The following is a 24,319-nucleotide window of genomic DNA, read 5'->3' on the forward strand; positions in this document are numbered from 1 at the left end:
AATCAAATTCCAGCGATCTTAACCTGATTTGCAAGCTTTCTTCCGCCGGTTATCGCATAAGCGAAAGCATATGCCATATATGCATCTATTAACCACCCTTCGCAACAAAACATTCATCGCCCAGGGAGATTACTGGGGGGACGCAACCAAGAAAAACGGCGGAATTGGCCATTGTTGCCGTCGATGGGGAATTGAGCGTCAATTACCTGCATCTATTATGCCGATCAGTCTAGTCGTAACGGGTGATTCTTTAGATGATCCGGTGGATGGACTTTTGCGTCGAAAGCGGCCAGCGATCGGCGGTGCGCTAAGCAAATCGTGCTCTCACGGAGGAGATCAGTACGATGGTTGTCGGTCAGGGATGGAATTTCGTATTCTCGCGAATCGTTTGTGGTTCGTTTGCGCTGTTCGTTCTGCTCGGGACGCTGGCGCCCGCGAAAGCGCAGTACGGCCAGACTCCTCTGGCCGAATCCGTAGAAATTCCCCGCGATCGTTTGCAGGCGATCGAAGACGAACTTCGTTATCTGCGGGCTCGCGACGTCGAGCGACAAGCGTGGGAAAGTTCGGTCGCCGAAAAGTTCCCCGCTAGCGGAACGGTCTTGGCGAGCAACTACGAGGCGATCCAGCCCTCGTCCTGCGGGTGCAACTCTTTGGAGTTTCCGGCGGAGAGCTACGGTTGTTCCTGTAATTGCAACTGCTGTCAGTGCTATCCGTGCCAGTGCCCATTGGATCCGGCGCCCTGTATTGAGTGCCCGCACGTTTCGACGCTCAGCCCTTACTTCAACGTCAGCTTCTTCGGAGCGCTGAAGCTCGACATGATTTTTGGGGGCGCTCGGGCCATTTCGCCGGGTACGCCGTTCTTCCTGTTTCCCGGACCGACTCCCGGTTTTGACGACAACTACGTCAGCGTTCACGCCCGACAAAGCACGCTGGGCGCCGCTTTCGCCGGTCCTCAGTTCGGCGGATTCCAATCAGGCGGTCAAGTCATCGTGATGTTCTTCAATGACAACGTCATCGCCGATCAATACGGCATCCTGCCGCTCCAGGCGTATGGCGATTTGCGAAATGAAGATTGGCGGTTTGCGGCTGGTTTGCAGTTTGACGTCTTCGCGCCGGGGACGCCGACCGTCTTGCCGTTCTCGTCGTTGGCCGGTTCCGGCAACTCGGGGAATGCGTTTCGCGGTCAGCTCCGTTTGGAACGCTTTATCACGGTGTCGGACGTGAAGCAGTGGACGATTCAGACGGCGCTTAGCGAACCGGTCGTTTCGACGATCAACCCTGACTTCCGCTTGCTGGAAGACAACGGCTGGCCCAACATCGAAGGGCGTATCGCGCTCGGCCTGGGCGCCATGGAAGGGCAAGGGCCTGCCGCGAAGCGCCCGTTTGAAGTGGGCGCGTCAGCCGTCGTCGGACAGCTGCGCGACACCGACCCCGGGGTAAGACAAGTGGTCGCGAACGTCTTTGGCATCTCGACCGACCTGCGCTGGAAGTTGACCGACTGCTACGGCATCGCCGGCGAGTTGTACGCGGGGCAAGGACTCGGTACTTACAACGGCGCCGTTTTGCAGAACGTCAACTCGACGACGCTGCAAGCGATTCGATCATCGGGCGGTTTTGGCGAGTTCTACTACTACTGGACTCCGTGCCTGCATAGCCATTTCGGTTACGGCGTCGACAATCCGATCAATCGCGACGTGAACGTCTTTGGGCGAACCTTCAACAGCACCTACTACGCGAACGCGTTGTGGGACGTGAATGCGACGTTCCGGATCGGTTTTGAGCTGACCTACCGCGAGACTCAATACCGCGGGCTCAACGACAATGAGGGGGCCGGTTTGCAGACCCAGTTCCAGTGGGCGTTCTAAAACGTCGCGGACTGCTCGCGAAAGAGGACTTAGATGAACGATCTCTGTTCCCGGCAGGGGGGCAACGATTCCCTGCCAGGAACAACAGACCGCCGAAGTGGATCAGCGCCTTGCCCTGCTGGCCAAGGTGAAGTTCTCAGGGGCTATTTCTCCTCTTTGTTGGCGTCGCTATTGTTGAAGTCTTTGGTACGACGGATGGTCTCGCAAATGCCCTTGACCGCTTCCTTGTAGTGATCTTCCAATTTGGCGTCGGCGGCGAAACCGGCGGCGACCAATTGTCCGTCCCCAGCGTCAAACACGCCGGCGGCGAATACGAGGTTTCCGCCTGCTTTCTTGCCGGTGCCGGTTCCGGTAACGACCAAAGCGTCGCCGGTTTTCTCTTCGGTCCGCTCGTCGAGCTTAATGTCCGACATGTAAGTTTGCAGTCCGTCTTCCACTTTCTTGAGCGCGGCTTGTTTGTCCGATTCCTTCATCGCGACGAACATCGACCAGGCATGTCCGTCAGGGCTAACGGCCGAGATGAAGTTGTCGCCGGTGCGTTGTTTCCAACCTTCCGGGAAGGTGACCCCGACGATCGGTTTGTCGTCTTGGCGAATCACCGCTTCGCCGGACGTCTTGGCTGGTTGCGACGCCGCTACGGTCGCTTCGCTGGCCATCATCGTTTCGGGTTGCGAAGTCGCCAGGTTGGCGCCTTGGTAGTTTTGATATTCCGGCGTTTGTTGATACTGCGTGCGAGCCTGCGTTTCGCGATTGACCGCCGAACGCGTTGCGCCTGTCACGACGCCAACTTTCGCGCCAGTCGCTGCGCCAGATTTTCCGCCGACCAATCCGCCGACTGCGGCTCCGCGCATCCCGCCGCCGATCGCTCCGCGCTGTGCCATGGCGTCATTCAGGATGAACGTTACGCCCAATACCGCAACTCCCAGAATCAGCAGCTTTCTCATGGCTAATACTCCTGTCGTAAAGAAAAGGATTTTCCGCCTCTATGCTTTTGCCTGGTAACATTCCGGGCTTGATTCCCCGTGATCGACTCCGTCGAAGCAGCTAGCGTTCGCTTGGCTGAAGAGTTAGGCCGTCTCCCTTGGCGCTCGAGAAGTTCAAATCGCGACCGTGTATGGAACGCATCAATGAACTTGGTTGATGATACTGTTCCGATTCATCTGTTATGATGTAGCGGCGCTTATGAGATGAGCATTGGTAGAGCGTTATTGGCGCCGCCTTGCTATTGATTTTCGAAGTTGCATCGCATGTGACAATCCACTTTCGGCAAAAACGTTTTTCGCATTTGTTAGGTTCCTGATGAAAATGCGTTAAACTCTCTCGCCTTGTCTGGCCAAGCGGCGCTGTTCCCGTTCCAATGAAAGCATCTTGGAAACCACAAGGACGCAAGGGCGACGCCAAGTGACAGTCCGCAAGTTTCGAGAATTCGAGGCCTATGCCGCTGCGGTTGGCGATGCAGATCTGCAAATGATGCTGCCGCGCTTGAAGCGCCCGCGCTGGGAGTTGAGCGCGTTCTACGTCAATCAACTCCATCTTCAGTTTGGCGTCGAAGGTGGCGGTGTCATCGCCGAAGGAACCGCGCTTTCGACGGGACGTTTTCTATACGTTCCCTTGAGTGGTCTGCATCACGCGAATGGAATCCCGCTGGGGACTCATTCCATCTTCGTGATCGATCCGGGCTGCGAGTTCACGATTAGCGTGTTGGAAGAACATCGTTGGTGTTCGATCTATATTCCTTCTGACGTAAGTAATGACGGGGTTATTGAAGGCGAACCTGACGATACGGCGCCGAAAGGAGCGCGTGTCGTTGAATTGGGTACGCACGAAATCGGGGCGCTCCGACGATTACTCCTCCGCTTGCGATATGCCGACGAAGATTGGCCGAATGGGGCCAATGCCGACGCCGCAAGGTCCTTGCGTGCGGAATTGGACGCGGTTTGCCGGCGGATATCGATCTCAACAGCCGACGAGGCGCCGGGCGCCGCGACGGGACGACCGCTACTGGTCCGTAGCGAACTGGCCCGGATCGTGCGCGACCGGATTGAATGCGGCGGCGACGAAGGGGTGACGATCGAAGAATTGGCGGTCGCTACGGACGTATCGCAGCGAACGCTGCGGTCGCTGTTTCTCGAATACTTTGGGGTGCCGCCGCGACGTTATCTGTTGATCCGCCGGCTGAATCAAGTACGTTCCGTCTTGCGAACGTCGGAGCCGGACGAGACGACCGTCACGTCGGTCGCCGCCCAGTTTGGCTTTTGGCATCTGGGACGCTTCGCCGGTACGTATAGCGAGCTCTTCGGCGAAACGCCCTCCGCGACGCTTCATCAAGCTCGACGGCGCCAACCGGCGCAGTGCATCTAACGTCGCTTGCCGACTACAGACCGGCCAACTGCGAATCGGCGTCGCCAAACTTGGTTTGCTCGACTCCCATTCGATTCATGATCCCCAGGTACAAGCTACAAAGCTTGCGATCGGCGTCCTCTTTGCCGAGATAGTCGAGGGAGCGACCCGTTTGGAGCGTATCTCCCAGACCGCCGGTCAGCAGCAGCGGAACCTTGGACGAATCGTGAGCGCTGCCCGACCACATGCTGTTGACGAACATCAAGCAGGAGTTGTCGAGCACGCTACGATCTCCTTCCCGCATCGCGTCGAGCTTCTCCGCCAGATAAGCGTATTGGCTGACGTAGAAGTGGGTGATCTTGTGGTACGCTTCCGAGCGATCGTCGTGCGACGCCCCATGATGCGCGGCCCGAACGCCGAGGAACGGATAGAAGAGCCCGGAAATGTCGCGGCACATCAGCAAAGTTGCGACGCGAGTCTTATCGGTCTGGAACCCGATTGCGAGGATGTCGCACATCAGTCGCATGTGATCGCGGATATCTTCCGGCAAACCGTCGTCGGGGCGCTTCATCGCGATCAGCGGCTTGTTTTTGTCTTTGGCGCGATCGTCCGCTTTTTCCTTTTGAGCGCGAGTCGCTTGCACCCGCTTCTCGACTTCGCGAACGCTCGAGAGATACTCGTCCAAGCGGCCGCGGTCATCGACGCTGATCTGACCGTTGAGCGATGCGACCTCTTCGCGGACGCGATCGAGCACGCTTTGGTTGCGGCGGTTTCCTTCATTGTTGAAGAGGTTGTCGAAGGCGAGGGAAGGGTAGGCCTCCATCGGAACCGGCGAGGTAGCGTTCTGCCACGAGATGTGCGAGCTGTAGGCCATCGAGAAGTTGGTCTCGTGATAGCCGGTAATCGGCTGTTCGCAGCCCAGGACCATGCTCGGCTGCTCGGTCGCTTCGCGGAAGTGATTGGCCAGCACCTGGTCCATGCTAATCCCGCCCCGCAGTTCGGCGCCTTTCTGTAGCGCCGCACCAGAGAGGATGTTGCCGGTTTGACCAGGGTGAATGCCGACGCCGGTCGCCGACTTGTTGAAGAGGCCGTTGATGACGTTCAGCTTCGTCTTGACGTTGTTCAATGGCTCCAAGCTCTTGCTCAGCTCCATCGACTCGCCTTCTCCCTTGGCCCACCATTGCTCGGGGTTGACGCCGCAGCCCATGAAGAGAGCCGCGAAACGCTTCGGAGAAGCGGCGCCGTCCGCCGCGCTCGGAGTCGTTTGATCTCCCCAGACCGGAACCGATTCGAGCCACGGCAGCGACATCGCGACGCCGGCGCCACGGAGAAACGTGCGCCGGGAAACTGCGGATTTGTTGTTGGCAGGCATGGTGGTACGTCCTTATTGGGTTACGGCGGCGCCGCGTTGATTCAGGAATTGCGGGCTGGTGACGATCGATTCCAGCAGTACCGAGAAACGATAGTCGTTGGAGGCGAGCTTCGATTGCATTTCGTGGAGCAGCTTTTCATCCGACAGCTGCAGCGTGCGACCGAGGGCGTACGCCAGCAACTTGCGATTGAGGTTGTCGAGGAAGTCTTCCTGTCGGCGCTCGCGGATATAGTTCGTGAGTCCGATCAGCCCGTCGCCGGCGCTGCCGTCGGGAAACTCGGCGCTCGTCTCGACCGGACGACCGCCCAGGTCTTCGCTGCGCTGTTCGCCGACCGGGCCGTAACCCTCGAAGACGACGCCGAGCGAATCAAACCGCTTGTGGCAGCCGGCGCAGCTCGGCAGCTCGCGATGTTTGGCGAGCGCTTCCCGCAGCGAAAGTTCGCTCTTCGATTCGTCGGCCGGCAGTTCGGGCACATCGGCCGGCGGGGCCGGGATATGTTCGCCCAGGACGCGCTTGGCGACCCAGTAGCCGCGCTTCACCGGGCTGGTTCGTAGCCCCGGGGCGTTCTTCGTCAAAAAGACCGACATCGGCAGCAAACCGCCGCGGCCATATTGGCTCGCTTCGTCCAAGCGAATCCACTCCTCCGGATCATTGCCGGAGAAAGGAATGCCGTAGTGATCGGCGAGCGGCTTGTTGACGAACGTGTAGTCGCCGTACAGGAAGTCGAGGACCGAACCGTCCCGCTCGGCGAGATCGGTAAAGAAGTGAATCGGCTCCTCGAACATCGCTTGCCGCAGATCGTTGTCGAACGTCGGGAAACGCTCGCGATCGACGGCGTTGTGTTCTTCAAAGCGGCGGAAGTCGAGCCAGTTGCCTCCGAATTCGACTGCCATCCCACGGATCTTCGGATCGGCCGACATCCGTTTCGCTTGAGCGATCAGGACTTCCGGCTGATGCAGATCGCCAGCGGCGGCATGCTGTAGCAACTCTGCGTCCGGCATGCTGCGCCACAGGAAATAGCTAAGGCGGTTAGCGAGCGCGTAGTCATCCAGCGGAACCGCCTTCGCCGAAGGTTGCGCCGGCGTGCCGAGATGGAAGAAGAACTTCGGGGACATCAGTACGCTCACCACGCAATCGCGGATCGCGTCTTCGTGGCTCAGCTGCTCCTCTGCACGCAAGTGCTGGTAAAAGTTGACGATGCCTGCCTGTTCGGCGGGAGTCACCGGACGTCGGAAGGCGCGGGCGGCGAACTCTTGCAGCGCGACCAAGTGAGCCGACTCGGACTCGGTCAGGGATTCTTCAATGGCGCGAAACTTCTGATTCATGCTGGCGAAGTAGTCGACGATCGCCTGGCGGGCCGTATCGCTGGCGCCTTCTCGCACCGCCTTTTCCAGGTATACCTTTTCGAGCGCCTGCATCTTGGCGTCGGTGATCGAATCCTTGTCTTCGGAACGGAAGGAGTCGAAGACTTCATCTCGCAGGAACTTCGACTCGGCACGTTCATACCAGATGAACGAACGGTATTGACGCTGCGGCGCTGTGCAGACGAGATCGAAGTCGTCCCACAGCTGATCGAGCGCCTGCTGACCCGCCTCATCGAGCAGCAAATCGCTCAGCGGCGTGTCGTCGCGAAAGTATCCCTGCTGATTGTGGAAGCCGGCGCTTAACAGGCGGCCGCGCGACGCTTCGTTCTGCCAGACTCGGCCCCGCTCCGACACATAAAACGCGTCGGGGAAGATCGCGCAAAATCGGCGGCAGTCGGCTTCGTATTTTTCCCGCTCTGCGGCGTCTTCTGGAACCTCCATCGCTTCGCGGGCCTGCGAGTCAGCGGGGAGCTTCCATTTCTCGAGCTTTAGCGCGCTCCCGTCGGCGTACTTCGTATGGTTGGCCGCCATCTGCTCGTTCTTCCAGATCACCAGCGGCTGTGAACCGGGCGAGATTTGGGGAGACGTCAGATTGTCGACCTTCGGAATCATGTGCGGTCGGAGATCCGCGACGAACGCTTCCATCTGATCGCAGATGGCGGTCGCCTTCTCGGGCGTCGCATCCGCGGGAATGGAATTCCACAGCGACCGGAGCGCGGCGATCGGTCCGATTGGTTCGTCCTGTCCGTTCAGGGTTTCCCAAATGGTTTGAAGGTACTTGCCGCTGATCCCAGCTTCGGCAGCCAAGTCGTCGAGCGTCTCGCTCGGTTGGCGATTCTTGTACTTCCACGCAGCCAGGAAGTAATCGGAATAGTCAGTCGGCTGACGCTTGTAGAAGTCGACGATGCGGTTGACGCAGAACTTGTCGCGGTCGGTGTGGGAGATCACCTCATGCGGCGCGAAAACGAAGCCGGTCGGCGTCAGCGCCAGATGATTGGCTACATTGCGGGCCGAGTCGAGATACTTCTTCACCAGGGCCGGCGAGGTGCTGATCGATGCGGCCGAGTTGTCGAAGCCCGCCTCGTTCGCCGGATCGACGGGGAAGTCTTTAGTCGGCTGGATATCGACGCCGGTCAAGTCGCGGATCGTGTAGTTGTATTCGGCGTTGCTGAGGCGGCGAACCGGGATCGAGCCTGGGTCGCCGGCGTTCTTTTGTCCTTCATGGGCCCGAAGCGCTTTGATCCAGGCGATCACCTCGGCCCGCTGCTCCGCGGTCGGCTGCGCGTCGGCTTCTTCCGGGGGCATGTCGCCGGCAGTGAGTCGCTCAAGTACCAATTCCCACCGCGGGTGATCCGTCGCGACCGATTCGACGGTCGGAAACTGGCTCAAATCGAGATCGGCGTCAGGCTCTTGGTCGCCGTGGCATGCCAGACAATTCGCCGTGAGGAACGGTTTTACCTTCGCGGCGAACGATTGGTCGAGTTGTTCGGCAGTGGAGGGCGCACAAGAAGCGTCGCCTGGGAACGCAAACCCCAACAGGGCGAGCGCAATGGAGATCAAACCAAAGCGAAGCGTCGATCGCATGGAACCCCAATCATCAGGAACGGGAATGGCACAAATCGGCGGAAGTTCAGTTCCGGCGATTCGCGAAGGAGGCGGGGGGAGGGAGGCAGGAATCGTCAGCAGGTTGATCTTGCTCAACCTGGCAAGTGCGGGTCGAGATTTACTGTAATAAACTGCGGATCGTTTGGCCAGCGAAACTTTCCCTTCCAGCGGGGGAAGAAAAAGAGATTTTCGCCGATTTTGGTAAGCAGACGGGGCAGATCAACAGGAACGCGCAACCTCGGCGCAAAGGATCGTAGGGGATCCTGCTTGCGACGTCGTGCAGCTTGGTGAATTGTCAAAGAGCCAGCGGCGAAGCGGCGAGTGGACTGGACCGCTCGCCATTTTTTTTTTCAAACCGGGTGGCCCGTGCAGTCTCTCCGAGACTGGGCGGGTCGCGCAGCGACAAGATGCCGCGCCATCCGCTCGGACTCACCAACCAAACTCCAGCGAGTCACTGGACTGGACCGCGGACGAACTTTTTTTGCGTCAGCTTCTCCATTCGCCCCGAACGGCAGTTTGGGTAATCTGCCGGCATCGATTAAAGGGTGGACTGGACCGCTCGCGCATTTTTTTTACGCCGAGTGGACTGGACCGCGAGCGAACTTTTTTCTTGAGCCCCAACGGGGCGCAATAACGCAGCCCAGGGTGGAATCGCCGCAGGCGATGTAGCCCTGGGGCTCCTGACCCCAACCGATCGTTGACGTTGGACTGGACGTTTATCAACTTTAGTTCGCCCCGTTGGGGCTTTCGATCGAACCGCGCAAGCCAACCTAGGGCAGCGTCGCCGTTGGCGACTTACCCTAGGCTACTTTAGCGCCGCCCCGTTGGGGCGGAAGACGCAGACGCTGGACTGGACCGCGAGCAACCTTTTTTTATCCGCCGAGTGGACTGGACCGCCGTCTTTTTTTTCGCTCATGGCTTCGGCAGGCACGGCCTGCCCTACGCGCGCAGCGCTTCCCACATTCGGTTGCCGGTGGAGTTGCGCTGTCAGCGCATGGTGAACCGGGCCGCCGAATTGGCGGAGTTTTTGGGGATTACGACGGTCGGCGGTTTCTTGTGTCAATGTGATCAACACACAAGAGAAACGCCGCCACTCGAGGTGCTCTGATCGAGCAAGAAGTTCAGTGACTCGGGACTCAAAGCGAAGTCCTGTGCCTGAACAAAAATATACCAAAATCGAACCGGCGAGGCAAGAGAGAAACGTTCGCGTTGGGGGGACGCTCGGCGACTAAATCGGGTGCTCCGAAGTGAACGACGTCAGCGCTTTCAGATAGTTCGCTCGTTCGTAGGCGGACGGGTTTTCGCAATGGGCGCGACTCATGCAGCCCCGTAGTTGCTCGACCGATTTGTACTCATGCTCCACCATCCAGGCCTCCACTTCGCGGAGGCAAGTCTGGATATGTTGCGGACCTTTTTCGAGCAAGGCCGAAACCATCAGCGTGACGTCCGCGCCGACCAAGAGCGCCTTCAGGACGTCGCGGCCGGAATGGATCCCGCTGGTCGCCGCGAGCGAACCGGCGAAATGTTGCCGGAGGATCGCGATCCAGCGCATCGGCAGCCGCAGCTCGCCAGACCGGCTCAGTTCCAGATGAGGCTGAACCCGGAAGTTGTCGACGTCGAGTTCCGGTTCCAAGTAACGGTTGAAGAGGACCAGCCCGTCCGCGCCTGCTTCCGACAGTCGTTTGGCGAAGTTCGGCAGCGACGAGAAGTAGGGACCAATCTTTACGGCGATCGGCAGTTGGATGGCGGAACGAACTTCCATGACCAGGTCCAAGTAGCGCCGTTCGACGTCGGCGGCGTCATCTTCCGGATCGGTCGGGACCAGATAGATGTTCATTTCGAGGGCGTCGGCGCCCGATTCGGCGATCATCTTGGAGTAACGCGCCCAGCCGCGCGAAGAGTAGCCGTTCAAACTGGCGATCACCGGGATCGACGTCAGACGTTTCGCCGCTTCGATCAGGCGGGCGTATTGGCGAGTCCCGAGGTTGTAATGGTTCAGCGACGGGAGGAATCCGGTCGACTCGGCCGACGCGTCCGCCTCATAATCGTTGAGCCGATAGTACTGCATTTCTTCGTGCTCGATTTGCTCTTCAAAGAGGGAAGGCAAAATCAGGGCGGAGGCGCCGGCGTCGACGAGCGCCTTCAGTTGATCGACGTGTCCGGTCAATGGGCCGGCGCCAGCCACGATCGGGCCGCTAAGGTTGAGACCAAGGTACTTGGTCGTCATGTCAACGCTCATGATTCGTCCTCCGACGAGGTCATTTCTCGTTCGATATGTCCCATCTGCTCGTAGTAGTGCCACTGATCGTCGATATCACGCTGCGCGAGTTCGAGCAAACGTTGGGCGTGAGCCTGCGACGTTTGATTGAGCATCGCGAAGCGACCTTCCTTCGCGGCGAACTCCTTCAACGGGATAGTCGGCTTGCGGCTATCGAGCTTGAAGGGATGTCCGCCGTCGTGAGCGAGACGCGGGTCGTAGTGGTAAAGGGGCCAGAAGCCCGAATTGACCGCCTCCTTCTGGTGCGTCATGCCGGTCGTCATGTCGATGCCATGCGCGATGCATTGCGAATAGGCGAGGATCAGCGATGGACCGTGATACGAATCGGCGTCGACCAGCGTCCGAATCGTCTGGGCGGGGTTGGCGCCGATGGCGATCTGCGAGACGAAGACGTTGCCGTACGAGACGGCGAGCATGCCGAGGTCCTTCTTGCGGTTCGGTTTGCCTTGGGCGGCGAACTTCGCCATCGCGGCGCGGGGAGTCGCTTTCGACGCCTGACCGCCGGTGTTGGAATAGACCCCGGTATCGAGCACCAGCACATTGACGTCGGCGCCGGAGGCGAGCACATGATCGAGCCCGCCAAAGCCGATGTCGTAGGCCCAACCGTCGCCGCCGACGATCCAGACGCTCTTGCGAACCAGCGCGTCGAGCAGTTCCAGCAAGTGCGACATCGCAGGCTGATTGGTATTCTGCAGACGCTCGCGAAGTTCCGCGATCCGTTGCCGTTGGGCGTGGATCCCTTCGTCGTCATGCTGAATCGCCTGGATGACCTCCCGAGCCAGGTCGCCGCCGATCTCCGATTGATACTGGCGAAGCAGGTCGACCGCCGTCGCTCGCTTTTGATCGACGCCCAGCCGCATGCCGAGCCCGAACTCGGCGTTGTCCTCGAACAGCGAGTTCGACCAGGCTGGGCCACGGCCGGAACAGTCGTGCGCCCACGGAGTGGTCGGCAAGTTGCCGCCGTAAATGGAGGAGCAACCGGTCGCGTTGGCGACCAAGAGTCGATCGCCAAAAAGTTGCGTCAGCAGTTTCAGGTAGGGGGTTTCGCCGCAACCGGCGCACGCGCCGGAGAACTCGAAGAGCGGCTCGATCGCCTGCGAACCTTTGACCGTCGGCAGTTTGACCTCGCGGCGGTCGGTTGTGGGCAACTGTTTGTAAAACTCAAAGTTGGCCCGTTCGACTTCCAGATGCTCGTCCTTCGGGCTCATGTTGATCGCCTTGTGGCGAATCACTTCTTTGCTGTGAGCCGGGCAAACGTCAACGCAAACGCCGCAGCCGGTACAACCGTCCGGGGCGACCTGGATGACCATCAACTGGCCATCGGCGTCTTTGCCGGTGCGCGGTTTGGTGCGGAACTGAGAAGGAGCATCGCCGTTGAGTGACGTGGGATCGAAATTCTTCATACGAATGGCGGCATGCGGACAGACCAAGGCGCAGAGGCCGCATTCGATGCAGATATCCGGATCCCAAATCGGAATCTCGCGGGCGATGCTCCGGATTTCGAAGCGTGCGGTACCCGTCGGGAAGGTCCCATCGACCGGCATCGCGCTGACCGGAAGCAGATCCCCTTTCCCCGAAATCATCATCGCCGTCACCCGCTGCGCGAAATCGGTGGCGTCCGACGTCACGGCGGGGCGGCGATGATACGGGCTGTTGGCTTCCGTAGGAATTGTTATTTGATGTAGGTTCTCGATGGCGGCGTCGACCGCCGCAAAGTTACGCTCGACCACCGATTCCCCCATTTTCGAATAGGTTGTCGAGATCGAATGTTTGATATGGCCGATCGCCTCGTCGATCGGCATCAGTTTGGTCAACGCGAAGAAGCAGGTTTGCATCACCGTATTGATGCGACCTCCGAGGCCGGCTTCCTGGGCGACACGATAGCCGTCGATCGCGTAAAGCTTCAGCCGCTTCTCAATAATCTGCCGCTGGACTTCGTCCGGAAGTTGGTTCCAAACGTTTTCCGGAGGCTGAGAAGTGCATAGGAGGAACGTTCCGTCGTCGGCAGCACGTTCCAGCACATCCATGCGGAGGAGCAGTTCCTCCTGGTGACATGCGACGAACTGGGCGCGGTGGATCAGATAGTTTGAATCGATGGGCCGGGGACTGAAGCGAACGTGCGAGACCGTTACCGAGCCCGACTTCTTCGAGTCGTAGACGAAATAGCCTTGGGCGTACAGCGGCGTTTCTTTGCCGATGATCTTGACCGTGTTTTTGTTGGCGCCGACGGTGCCGTCGCTGCCGAGCCCGTAGAAGAGAGCGCGGTAGACGTCGTCCGGTTCTTTGTCAAAATCTTCGTCCCACTTCAGGCTGAGTCCGCTGACGTCGTCATGGATGCCGATCGTGAATTTTCGTTTTGGCGTTTCCTGTTGAAGTTCATCAAAGATCGCCATCACCATGGATGGGGTGAACTCTTTGGAGGAAAGGCCGTAACGTCCGCCGATGACGTGCGGCAAAGGAGCGCCGCTCCAGCATTCGCTGAGCGAGGTGATGACATCCTGGTAAAGCGGTTCGCCGGCGGCGCCGGGCTCTTTGGTCCGATCGAGTACGGCGATGCGCTGGACGGTCGCCGGCAGCGCCTGGATAAGGGACTCGGCGTCCCACGGCCGGAACAAGCGGACTTTCAAGAGACCAATCTTGGCGCCGGCGGCGACTTGCTTGGCGACCGCTTCCTCCGCGGCGCCGCAGCCAGAACCCATCAGCACGATAACCCGGTCGGCGTCGGCCGCGCCGACATAGTCGAACAGATGATAACGGCGGCCGGTCTCGGCGGCGAACTTGTCCATCGCACGCTGTACGATCGCAGGGGTCGCCGCATAGAACGGATTGACCGCTTCGCGAGCTTGGAAGAAGACGTCCGGGTTTTGGGCGGTGCCGCGCAGAGCAGGGCGTTCCGGATCGAGCGAACGTTGCCGGTGTTCGGCGATGCGTTGCTGATCGATCAGCGCCAGGATCGTATCGGGCGAAAGGCGCTCGATCTTGTTGATCTCGTGCGAAGTGCGGAAGCCGTCGAAGAAGTGGACGAAGGGGACGCGACTTTCCAGCGTCGCCGCTTCGGCGACGAGCGCAAAGTCGTGCGCTTCTTGCACCGAACTGGAGCAAAGCATCCCCCACCCGGTCGCGCGGACCGCCATGACGTCGCTATGATCGCCGAAGATCGAAAGGGCATGCGTCGCGATGGTCCGGGCGGCGACGTGGAAGACTGCCGGGGAAAGCTCGCCGGCGATCTTGTACATGTTCGGGATCATCAGCAGCAGGCCTTGCGACGCGGTGAACGTCGTCGCCAAGGCGCCGGTTTGCAACGCGCCATGAACGGCGCCGGCCGCGCCTCCTTCGCTTTGCATTTCGACAACGCGGGGGACCGAGCCGTAGACGTTCGGGCGATCGTCGCCGGCCCAGACGTCGGCGAGTTCCCCCATCGGCGAGGCCGGCGTAATCGGATAGATCGCGATCACTTCGCTGGTGAGATAGGCGACCTCGGCCGCCGCTTGGTTGCCGTCCCAGGTGACGAACTGAGCGGGAGGGCGAGCTTCGGTAATCATGACCAGATTTCCTTCAATTCACGGACGAATGATTGCTGCGGCGCTACGAGCTCGGCGGATCATCTCCACGCAGGTTCCGGCTTTTGGATTTCTCCCTCCAAACGCAAAATGTCGAGCGTCGTTTTGAGCACCGCGTCTGGGTTGAGCGAGATGCTGTCGATTCCTTGTTCGACCAGGAACTGGGCGAAATCGGGATAGTCGCTCGGCGCCTGACCGCAGATACCGATCTTGCGCCCCGTTTCTTTGGCGGTCTGAATGGCGCTGGCGATCGCTCGCGTCACGGCCGGGTTCCGCTCATCAAAAACGTGGGCGACGATTTCGGAATCGCGATCGACGCCAAGGGTCAACTGCGTCAGGTCGTTCGAGCCGATCGAGAAGCCGTCGAAGATCTCGGCGAATTCCGCGGCGCACCAGACGTTGCTTGGAAGTTCGCACATTACGTAGACTTCCAACCCTTTTTTGCCCCGTTCCAGGCCGTGCTGTTTCATCACTTCGAAGACCTTGCGTCCTTCGTCTACCGTACGGCAGAACGGAATCATCAGCTTGACGTTGGTCAGCCCCATCACCTCGCGGACTTTACGCATCGCCTGGCATTCGAGACCGAACGCGTCTCGATAGCGAGGATCGTAATAACGCGACGCCCCGCGGAAGCCGATCATGGGGTTTTCCTCACGTGGCTCAAACGGGGCGCCGCCGACAAGATTGGCGTATTCGTTGGTTTTGAAGTCGCTCATCCGGACGATGACGTCGCGCGGATAAAACGCGGCGGCGATTTGTCCGACTCCGGCGGCCAGCATGTCGACGAAGAATTGGGGCTTATCGACATAGCCGGTCGTCATCTGGGCGATGCGGGCTTTGGCCGCCGGATCGGAAAGCTGATCGAACTCAAGCAGCGCCTGCGGGTGGATCGAAATCGAGTTGTTGATGATGAATTCCATCCGCGCGAGGCCGACGCCGTCGTTGGGGATTTGGGCCAGCCGGAACGCTTCGTCCGGATTGGCGACGTTCATCATGATGTGGACGTTGGGGCGAGCCAGGTCGCCGATTTGAACTTGCTCGACCTCGAACTTCAGCTCGCCGTCGTAGACGTAGCCGGCGTCTCCTTCGGCGCAACTGACGGTGACCGGCATCCCGGTTTGCAGCAAGTCAGTCGCATTGGCGGCGCCGACGACCGCCGGCAAACCGAGTTCGCGGCTGACGATCGCCGCGTGACAAGTTCGGCCGCCCCGATTGGTGACGATCGCGGCCGCCTTCTTCATGATCGGTTCCCAGTCGGGGTCGGTTTTATCAGTGACCAGGACTTCGCCATCCTGGAAAAGTTGAAGATGGCTCGCGTCCTTGATCACGCGGACCTTGCCGACAGCGATCCGCTCGCCGACGCTCCGGCCGGTTACCAGGCGTTTTCCCTTTTCGACCAGGCGGAAGGTCTCGAGCGTTTCGCCGGTACGCTGCGACTGCACCGTTTCGGGACGTGCCTGCACGATGAACAGCTCGCCGGTCTTGCCATCTTTGGCCCATTCCATATCCATCGGGGTGAAGCGTCCCCGCTTGTTGCTGTAGTGGTCTTCGATGATGACCGCCCAGCGGGCTAACTGCAGAATGTCGTCATCGTTGATTGCAAAGCGCGATCGGTCATCGGGAGGGACCGGGATGTTTTTGGTCATCCGGCTCCCTCCCACGTCGTAGACGAGTTTGAATTCCTTGGTTCCCAAGTGCTTTTTGAGAATTGGCCGGAATCCATCCTTCAAGGTGGGCTTGAAGACATAGAACTCGTCCGGACTGACCGAACCCTGGACGACGTTTTCTCCCAGTCCGTACGACGCATTGATCAGCACCGCATCTTTAAACCCGGTTTCGGTGTCGATCGAGAACATCACGCCGGAGCTGGACAGGTCGGAACGGACCATCCGCTGAACGCCGATCGAGAGGGCGATCTTCGAGTGATCGAACCCCTTGTCCGCGCGGTAGGAAATCGCACGGTCGGTAAAGAGAGACGCAAAGCATTTGCGGCACGACTCCAGTAATTGGGCGTGGCCGCGCACGTTCAGATAGGTTTCCTGCTGACCGGCGAAGCTGGCGTCCGGAAGATCTTCGGCCGTCGCGCTGGAACGAACGGCGACGTCGGGCGATCCGTCCACTTGCAGCTGGTCGTAGGCGGCGCAGATCGCTTGTTCCAGCTCTGGCGGAAACGTAGCGGACTGAATCGCGTGACGAATGCGGCTCCCACGGTCACGCAGGTTTTCGATATCGCGCGTGTTGAGATCGCGGAGGATCTGGGGAATTTTTTCGTCGAGTCCGGCGTCATGCAGAAAGCTGCGATAGGCGTCGGCCGTGATGGCGAACCCGTTGGGAATCGAAATTCCCTTCTCCTGCAATTCCCCATACATTTCCCCGAGCGAAGCGTTTTTGCCGCCGACTCTTGGGATGTCGTCGATACCGACTTCGTTAAACCACAAGATCAGGTCGGCCTGGGTTAGCGTGTTCATCGTAGGCTCCTTGCGGTTTCGGGGTTACCAATATTTTTCGACGTGAATGTTGCCGGCGAGCAGCGGCTGGTCGAGCCGGAACCCTTGCCGCTGCAAGAGTTCCACCATGCCGGTCTTCTCCGGGTAAATAGGCTCCGCATGACCAATCGATTGCGGCATGCCGATCATGTCGGGATTGCCGCACAAATAGACTTGGGTCGTTTTGGGATCGAGCGGGCGGTCGTCCCCCAGGTTCGCCGACCAGTGCACAACGACGTCCTGGACGTACCGCTTGCCGACGAAGTCGTGGCGCTGCGGATTGACGTTTTCCGGTTCCCGCGTCGTCAACGGAACATAGCGGTAATTGGGGTATCTTCGTTCCAGTTCGCGATGTTGATGCAGGTACCCCAGGTCGCAGCGATAGCGGACGCACGCCAGGTTGGTGATCGGGCCGGTATGTCCCTTGGACAGCAGTTGGGCGATCATCGCGTTGTGGGGCGCTTCGCCGGTTCCAGTCGCGACGAAGACGAAATGATCGGTTGGATTGGCGCGCCGCAGCGTGTAGCTCCCACGAGCTCGCGAGCCGATCCACAGCCGATCGCCCACCTTCAGGTGGAATAGCCGGGGAGTCAACGATTGCGGATGAGGCTGCGTATGCGTCACCAACGTGACGTAGAACTCCAGCGGCAACATTTCGCCGGGCCGCAGCAGATGATTCTGGTCATCCAGGATCGGCCAACTAATGGAATAGGCACGCTGGATGATGCGTTTTTTCTGATCGGCGGGAGGCGTTTCGTACTCGTCTCCCGCCTCCCAGTTGCCTAGTCCAAGTCCGATATATTGCCCGGGGATAAACTCCAGCGGGCTGCGATCGGCCAACACGCGGAAGATTCGCAAGGTGTCGTGGACCGGCTTGATGTCGACGACCGCCGCGTTGTAGAGGAGCGGGGCTGCAGGCTCACGCTTGCTCATCGACTTGATCGGTGTTGTGGTCGGCGTCGTCATTTTCGAAGTCTCCGGCAACTTACCTACTTTGGGACTTCAATAACGCAAAGAAAGGGCCAGTTCGGTCTGATTTCTGCACTAACAGGCAAAGGCCGACAAATGCCGAAGAAATGCGGTGGGCGAAGCGATCGTTCGGACGTGTAGTGACGATCGGCGCCAGGGCGGAATCGCACAGGTGTGCGGATCCGCACACCCAGCGCCGCCCATCGAGAAACGTGAAGTATGCCGATAGCGGTTTCCGCTTGACGCTAGGTAAGGGGGTGATCTAATGGCGATGGAAGTCGCACCTATCCCTCTGACGTTTGACGCTACCATGAGTTCCCTTGTGCGAATCCTGGCCATTGGCAGTCTCCATGGCGACGACCAAGCCGCCTGGCGGATCGCCGATGCGCTTCGTGGGCGAGGTTTTGAGTCGGCGCTTGCGATTCAAAACGTCGACCAATTGCTGGAACATCTTGCGGGCGACGAGCGCGTGGTGCTGATTGACGCCTGCTCCAGCGGCGCGGCGACGGGAACTCTGTTTCGATTTGAGTGGCCTGATCCGCGCATCACCGACCGAACTGGTCTTTCTTCGCATGGAATTGATCTTCCGTATGTTCTGCGGCTAGCGGAGGCGCTGGGAAGGTTGCCCCAAGACGTTGTCGTCTACGCGATCGAAATTCATTCGGCGCAAGCGGGGGAGGGGATGTCGCCGGAGGTCGCAGCTGCGGTGCAGCTAGCGGCGGAGAGCATTGCCGAAGAACTATTGGGGGAGGGAGCGACCCAGCGATGCACGAACGATCTTTAGCCGGTGCGCTGTTAACGCAAGTCGCCGAAGTGGCGAAATCGCATGGCGGCGTGCGCGTGGCGACGATTCGGATAAGCGTCGGCCAGTTTGCCGGCGTCGAGCCTGATCTGTTTCAGTCGGCGCTGGAAGAGCTATTGGTAGAATCGCCGTTTTGCGGCGCGTCCGTCGAGATGAAAGTGGTCGACATCGAGGCGCTTTGTCCCGAATGTCGGCAGCCGTTTGCGGTGAAGTCGTTTTCCTTTACCTGTCCGGCTTGCGGATGCCAACGGACGCAGGTGATCCGGGGAGAGGGGTTGATTTTGGAGAGCGTGGTTTTGAAGGAGATGACGCCATGTCCGACTCCGAACTGATTGAAGTGATACGCCGCGTCGACTGCTTTCAAGGAATCAGCGAAGAAGACCTGCAGACCGTCGCCGCCATGGGGCATGTCGTCGAATATGACAAAAGCGCGACGATCTTCCGCGAAGGAGACGCGGCGGTGACGTCGTATGTGGTGATCTCGGGAACCGTCTCGCTGGAGATTTGCGCGCCAGGGTTCGGTTGCCGCCGGATCTCGACGGTGCGGGAAGGGGAGTTTCTCGGCTGGTCGCCGGTGCTCGATAATCTGCATCTCACGGTGACCGGACGAACGGTCGAGCCGACCCGCCTGGTTGAGCTCCCCAAACAAGAGTTGCTCGCACTTTGCGAGCGGAGCCCGCGGTTTGGCTATTCGTTCATGCGCGGCATTGCGCAAACTTTGGCCCGCCGTTTGAACGCGGCGCGGATGCAACTGTTGAACCTGTTTGGGGACGAGGCGGAATCGTCTTTGGGAAGTGACTAGCACGCCGCATGAATCCGAAACCGCAGCACAATTCGGCGCCGCAGCTGGGGCAAATGGTTCGAATCGCCAAGGAGGAGCTTGGCGCGATCGTCCAAGAGCTGCGCGAGCGGGGTTACCGGACGATCCTGCCCAAAGTGGCGGATGGCGCGGTCATTTATGATGAAGCGGAAGACGCCAGCGCTTTGCCGATCGGCGTCATCGACGAGCAGGACGCGGCCCGCTATCGATTGCGAGAGAGCGGACAGAGCGGCTATTTCGACTACGTCGTCGGTCCGCATGCGGTGAAACAATATCTCTTTCCGCCGGTTGAAACGCTGCTGCGTGCGGATCGCGTCGATGGAGCTTGGAGTTTTGAGACGCCAAAGCCGGAATGCGAACCGACGGCGATCATCGGCGTGCGGGCATGCGACCTGCATGCCATTGCGATTCAAGACCGCGTCTTTCTGGAAGGCGCCTATGTCGACGAAGGTTATCGGGCACGACGCGAGAAGCTGGTCCTGATCGCCGTCAACTGTCGTCGCGCGGCGATAACCTGTTTTTGCCATTCGATGGGGACGGGACCTGCCGTCAAACGTGGATTTGATCTTTCCCTGACGGAACTGGAGGAGGAATTTGCGGTAGAGGTCGGTTCCTCTCTTGGAAGTGAGGTGATGGCCGCATGTCGCTGGTCTCCATGCACGGATTCAGAAACGGGTGAAGTGCGTGCGATTCCTGAACGGCTTGAGCGGAAGATGGTGGAAGGGGGAAGAGGGTTCGTCGATGGAGAGGATGAAGCCGGGAACGCCCGCGAACTGGATATCCGCGGGATTCGCGATCTGCTGGTCAATAACCTGGATCATAAACATTGGGACGCAGTAGCGGAGCGCTGTTTGTCGTGCGCGAATTGCACCATGGTTTGTCCGACTTGCTTTTGCGCGTCGGTGGACGAAGTCTCCGATCTCACGGGAGACCATGTCTCGCGTGAACGAACCTGGGGGTCCTGTTTCAACGCTGAGCACTCGTACATGAACTCCGGCGTCGTTCGCCACACCATTCGTTCGCGTTATCGGCAATGGTTGGTCCATAAGCTGGCGACCTGGATCGATCAGTTCGATACGTCAGGCTGCGTCGGTTGCGGGCGATGCATTACCTGGTGCCCGGTCGGAATCGATCTGACCGAAGAGGTCGCGGCGATTCGGGAGACGCAAACATGAATGCGACCCCCGCTCCCATGCCGGCAGTGAATCCGTGGTTGCCGCGAATGTTTCGGATCGCGGAAATCATCGCCGAGATCCCCAGCGTGCGCACGTTCCGCCTGGCGCCGGAATCGGATGAAACGCCTGACTTTTTGCCGGGGCAGTTCAACATGGTTTACCTGCCGGGGTACGGAGAAGCGGCGATCTCGATCAGTTCCGGTTCGCACGAACTTCGGCAGATGGATCATACAATTCGGGCGGTAGGAGACGTGACCAAAGCGATCATGCGACTAGGACCGGGGGATCAAGTTGGAATACGCGGTCCCTTTGGCAATCCCTGGCCAGTGGCCCGATTGCGAGGGAAAGATGTGCTGCTGGTCGCCGGGGGAATAGGCCTGGCGCCATTGCGGCCGGTGATCGAATACCTACTGCAGAATCGGCGCGAGTTCGGCGAACTGAAATTGATCTATGGCGCGAAGACTCCGGAAGAGTTGCTCTATCAGCGCCAGTTCCCCGCATGGGCGATCGCGGGGCTGGAGATGGAGGTGACGGTCGACCGGGGAACCTCTGCCTGGAAAGGGCACATTGGGGTGGTCACCGAGCTGATGCGGCCGCTACATGGCGCGAAGGGGAAGACCACGATCCTGACCTGCGGGCCGGAGATCATGATGCGGTTCGTCGCTCGTGAAGCGATCAACCTGGGGTATGACGCCGGGGAGATTTACGTCTCGCTGGAACGGAACATGAAGTGCGCGATGGGAATGTGCGGCGTCTGCCAATTTGGCCGCGAATTCATCTGCAAAGATGGACCGATCTTTCCCTTTCCGCGCGTGGCGTCGCTCATGCAATTGGAGGACCTGTGATGGCCGAAAAGTTAAGACTGGCCGTCTTCAAGTTCGCCTCATGCGACGGCTGTCAATTGTCGCTGCTTGACTGCGAGGACGAACTGCTGGCGATCGCCGATGCGGTAGAGATCGCCTTCTTCCTGGAGGCTCGTTCTCAGCAACTTGCAGGGCCGTACGACGTGGGTTTGGTCGAAGGATCGATCACTACCGAGCACGACCTGGCGCGAATCCAGGAAGTGCGGAAGTCGTGCAAAACGTTGGTGACGATCGGCGCGTGTGCGACGACTGGGGGCATTCAGGCGCTGCGCAATTGGGCCAACGTCGACGAGTTCATTCAGCAGGTCTACGCGCATCCTGAGTACATCGCCACGCTGAAAACAAGTACGCCGGCGTCGCAGCACGTCAAAGTCGACTTCGAGCTGCATGGCTGCCCGATCAGCAAGCTTCAATTGGTCGAGACCCTATCGGCGCTCGTTCGCGGCAAGAAGCCGCAGACGCCGTCGCATAGCGTCTGCGTCGAGTGCAAGAAGCGGGGAACGGTTTGCGTGGCGGTCGCGCAAGGGATTCCCTGTCTTGGTCCGCTAACGCAAGCAGGCTGCGGCGACTTGCATATGAATCGTGGCGCCATCTGCCCGGCTTGCAATCGAGAATGCTTCGGCTGCTTTGGTCCGCAGGAGCAAGTCAACGGACAAAGCTTGATGAACCATTATCAAGAGCAAGGCGCCAAGCCGCTGCATCTGGTTCAGCTCTCGCGCAGCTTCACTGGCTACGCTCCCCCGTTTCGCGCGACGAGCGAGGCGCTGGAAAGTGGGGAGGAGGCTCCATGAACGCCGATTCGCAGCCAGAAGAACGAACGATCGAAGTCAAAGCGATCTCTCGCGTCGAAGGTGAGGGGAAGCTCTATGTAAAGCTGCAAGGCGAGTCGATCGAGCAGGTTCAACTGAGCATTTACGAACCTCCCCGCTTCTTCGAGAGCTTTTTGCGGGGACGTCAGGTACACGAAGTTCCGGACATTACCGCCCGGATCTGCGGCATCTGTCCGGTCGCCTACCAGATGAGCAGCTGCCATGCGCTGGAGAAGGCGCTGGGGATCGCGATTTCGCCCGAGATTCGCCTGCTGCGGCGGCTACTCTATTGCGGCGAATGGATCGAGAGTCACTGTCTGCACATTTACCTGCTGCACGCGCCCGACTTTCTCGGCTACGAAAGCGGCATCTCAATGGCGGTCGATCATCGCGAAGCAGTCGAGCGGGGACTGGCGATGAAGAAGATCGGCAATCAGCTGGTCGAAATCCTCGGCGGACGGGCCGTTCATCCGATCAATGTGACGGTCGGAGGCTTTTATCGGGCGCCAAGCGTACGCGATCTGAAAGCGTTGCTGCCGCGGCTTGAGTGGGGACTGGAAGCGGCGCTCGAGACGGTTCGTTGGGTGAGCCGGTTTGAGTTTCCCGATTTTCCGGTTCCTTATGAACTTGTTTCGCTGAAGCACCCGGACGAATACCCGCTGAGTGACGGAAACGTTTTTTCCTCTGCTGGACTCGACGTGCCGGTGGAAGAATACGAAACGCATTTTCAAGAGACGCAACTGCCGCATAGCACGGCGCTCTATAGTGCCCGAACCCCGGGAGATGCGTTCTATCTGGCGGGTCCGCTCGCGCGGCTGAACAACTGTTACGAGCAACTGTTACCGACAAGCAAACGCGCGCTGGAGGAAAGCGGCCTCCGTTTTCCGCTCACCAATAACTTCCACAGCATTGTTGCTCGCGCGGTGGAAGTCGTCTTCGCCTTTGAAGAGGCGATCCGGATCGTGCACAGCTATCAGGCGGAACTGACCCCTTCCCGAATTCCCTACGAAATTCGACAAGGCGAAGGTTGTCACGCTACCGAGGCGCCGCGCGGGTTGCTTTACCATCGCTATCGAATCGGCGAAGACCCGCTGATTGCGGAGGCGAAGATCGTTCCCCCGACCGCGCAAAACCAAGGACAGATCGAGGCCGATCTGCGCGAGTATCTGCGGCAACTGTTGTCGCTCGACGATGCGGCGATCGCGCAGAAGTCGGAGCATATGATCCGCAATTATGACCCCTGCATCAGTTGCGCGACCCACTTTTTGCAGTTAACCGTCGATCGCGGCCAAGATCCCGCTTCGCCAAAATCGGAATGAAGGCGCTGAACGATGTCGACCGAAATCATCCTCGAAAAAGATATCCGCACCCTTCGCCGGGAATCGGCCGCCGCGTTCCAGCAGCGGATGGAGCGGCAGGGAACGTTCGTCGTGCGGTTGCTCTCTTCGCCCGGTTCGGGCAAGACGACTCTCTTAGAGCAAACGGCGCGGCGTCTTGGCGACGAGTATCGCGTCGGCGTGCTGGTAGGCGATATCGCGACGGAGCGCGACGCCGAGCGTCTCGCGCCCCTGGCCGCGACGGCCCAGATCACTACCGGCGGCGCATGCCATCTGGAGCTGCCGCTGGTCGAAAAGATTTTGCCGCAGTTGGGGGAGGAAGCGTTCGACTTTCTGTTTATCGAGGACGTCGGCAATCTGGTCTGCCCCGCTTCGCATGACCTGGGAGAACATTTTCGGGTGCTGGTCCTCAGCACGACCGAAGGGGACGATAAGCCGGGGAAATATCCGAAGGCGTTTCGTACCAGCCAGGCGGTCGTGATCAACAAGATCGACTTGTTGCCCTACGTTCCGTTTTCGGTCGAGCAGGCCATCGCCGACGCGAAGGACGTGCAAGGAGAGCTCGTCTTCTTTCCGGTCTGCGCGCTGCGTGGTGAAGGTGTCGACGCATGGTGCGACTCGCTCGTCGAACGACGGAGACAGATGCTGACGAAAAACGGTGGGAAGGAGTAAC

At 59.5% G+C, this 24,319-nt stretch carries 17 protein-coding genes; 10 read left to right on the forward strand and 7 right to left on the reverse strand.

Annotated features, from left to right (window positions below):
- Window positions 1–344: 344 nt before the first annotated feature.
- Entirely contained in the window at window positions 345–1,865 is a 1,521-nt protein-coding gene (locus LOC68_RS10685) for a hypothetical protein (RefSeq protein WP_230218355.1), read from the forward strand.
- Window positions 1,866–2,008: 143 nt separating this feature from the next.
- Here the strand turns inward: LOC68_RS10685 and LOC68_RS10690 are convergent, their stop codons facing one another.
- Entirely contained in the window at window positions 2,009–2,809 is an 801-nt protein-coding gene (locus tag LOC68_RS10690) for a hypothetical protein (RefSeq protein ID WP_230218356.1), read from the reverse strand.
- A gap of 457 nt (window positions 2,810–3,266) precedes the next feature.
- Between LOC68_RS10690 and LOC68_RS10695 the strand changes: the two genes are divergently transcribed.
- On the forward strand, window positions 3,267–4,226 hold the full coding sequence (locus LOC68_RS10695) for a helix-turn-helix domain-containing protein (RefSeq protein WP_230218357.1): 960 nt from the start codon (window positions 3,267–3,269) through the stop codon (window positions 4,224–4,226).
- A 13-nt stretch (window positions 4,227–4,239) separates the two neighbouring features.
- Here LOC68_RS10695 and LOC68_RS10700 read toward each other — a convergent pair whose 3' ends face one another.
- The 6 genes from LOC68_RS10700 to LOC68_RS10725 all read right to left on the reverse strand — a co-directional run bounded on the left by LOC68_RS10700 (window position 4,240) and on the right by LOC68_RS10725 (window position 17,837).
- A complete protein-coding gene (locus tag LOC68_RS10700) occupies window positions 4,240–5,577 on the reverse strand; it encodes a DUF1552 domain-containing protein (protein WP_230218359.1) in 1,338 nt (445 codons plus the stop codon).
- A 12-nt stretch (window positions 5,578–5,589) separates the two neighbouring features.
- Window positions 5,590–8,526 carry a DUF1592 domain-containing protein gene (locus LOC68_RS10705; protein WP_230218361.1) on the reverse strand — a complete coding sequence of 979 codons (2,937 nt, stop codon included), beginning with the start codon at window positions 8,524–8,526 and terminating at the stop codon, window positions 5,590–5,592.
- A 1,249-nt stretch (window positions 8,527–9,775) separates the two neighbouring features.
- Window positions 9,776–10,786, reverse strand: coding sequence for a dihydroorotate dehydrogenase-like protein (locus tag LOC68_RS10710; RefSeq protein WP_230218362.1), 1,011 nt, complete (start codon window positions 10,784–10,786; stop codon window positions 9,776–9,778).
- On the reverse strand, window positions 10,783–14,367 hold the full coding sequence (gene nifJ / locus LOC68_RS10715) for a pyruvate:ferredoxin (flavodoxin) oxidoreductase (RefSeq protein WP_230218363.1): 3,585 nt from the start codon (window positions 14,365–14,367) through the stop codon (window positions 10,783–10,785). Before nifJ ends, LOC68_RS10710 begins: the two co-directional genes overlap by 4 nt.
- A gap of 59 nt (window positions 14,368–14,426) precedes the next feature.
- Window positions 14,427–16,853, reverse strand: a complete 2,427-nt coding sequence (ppsA, locus tag LOC68_RS10720) for a phosphoenolpyruvate synthase (RefSeq protein WP_230218364.1) — start codon at window positions 16,851–16,853, stop codon at window positions 14,427–14,429.
- 24 nt (window positions 16,854–16,877) lie between these two features.
- Entirely contained in the window at window positions 16,878–17,837 is a 960-nt protein-coding gene (locus LOC68_RS10725; RefSeq protein ID WP_230218365.1) for a ferredoxin--NADP reductase, read from the reverse strand.
- Between the two features lie 325 nt (window positions 17,838–18,162).
- Here LOC68_RS10725 and LOC68_RS10730 point away from each other — a divergent pair, with 325 nt between their 5' ends.
- Genes LOC68_RS10730 through hypB form a run of 8 tightly spaced genes read left to right on the forward strand, consistent with a single transcriptional unit; the run spans window position 18,163 to window position 24,318 of the window.
- A complete protein-coding gene (locus tag LOC68_RS10730; protein ID WP_230218366.1) occupies window positions 18,163–18,624 on the forward strand; it encodes a hydrogenase maturation protease in 462 nt (153 codons plus the stop codon).
- On the forward strand, window positions 18,606–18,974 hold the full coding sequence (locus LOC68_RS10735; RefSeq protein ID WP_230218367.1) for a hydrogenase maturation nickel metallochaperone HypA/HybF: 369 nt from the start codon (window positions 18,606–18,608) through the stop codon (window positions 18,972–18,974). The genes LOC68_RS10730 and LOC68_RS10735 overlap by 19 nt, the downstream gene beginning before the upstream one ends.
- Complete coding sequence (locus LOC68_RS10740) at window positions 18,956–19,444, forward strand: Crp/Fnr family transcriptional regulator (protein ID WP_230218368.1); 489 nt, start codon at window positions 18,956–18,958, stop codon at window positions 19,442–19,444. Before LOC68_RS10735 ends, LOC68_RS10740 begins: the two co-directional genes overlap by 19 nt.
- 8 nt (window positions 19,445–19,452) lie before the next feature.
- The gene (locus LOC68_RS10745) at window positions 19,453–20,637 is read left to right on the forward strand and encodes a 4Fe-4S dicluster domain-containing protein (protein ID WP_230218370.1); all 1,185 of its coding nucleotides are present in this window, start codon (window positions 19,453–19,455) and stop codon (window positions 20,635–20,637) included.
- The gene (locus tag LOC68_RS10750; RefSeq protein WP_230218372.1) at window positions 20,634–21,482 is read left to right on the forward strand and encodes an FAD/NAD(P)-binding protein; all 849 of its coding nucleotides are present in this window, start codon (window positions 20,634–20,636) and stop codon (window positions 21,480–21,482) included. The genes LOC68_RS10745 and LOC68_RS10750 overlap by 4 nt, the downstream gene beginning before the upstream one ends.
- Window positions 21,482–22,291 (forward strand): NADH-quinone oxidoreductase subunit B family protein, encoded by an 810-nt coding sequence (locus tag LOC68_RS10755; protein WP_230218374.1) that lies wholly within the window; start codon window positions 21,482–21,484, stop codon window positions 22,289–22,291. Before LOC68_RS10750 ends, LOC68_RS10755 begins: the two co-directional genes overlap by 1 nt.
- Window positions 22,288–23,628, forward strand: a complete 1,341-nt coding sequence (locus LOC68_RS10760; RefSeq protein WP_230218376.1) for a Ni/Fe hydrogenase subunit alpha — start codon at window positions 22,288–22,290, stop codon at window positions 23,626–23,628. Before LOC68_RS10755 ends, LOC68_RS10760 begins: the two co-directional genes overlap by 4 nt.
- 12 nt (window positions 23,629–23,640) lie before the next feature.
- Window positions 23,641–24,318 carry a hydrogenase nickel incorporation protein HypB gene (gene hypB / locus LOC68_RS10765; RefSeq protein WP_230218378.1) on the forward strand — a complete coding sequence of 226 codons (678 nt, stop codon included), beginning with the start codon at window positions 23,641–23,643 and terminating at the stop codon, window positions 24,316–24,318.
- Window position 24,319: the final 1 nt, after the last annotated feature.

The sequence above is a fragment of the Blastopirellula sediminis genome, assembly GCF_020966755.1.
Lineage (GTDB): Bacteria > Planctomycetota > Planctomycetia > Pirellulales > Pirellulaceae > Blastopirellula > Blastopirellula sediminis.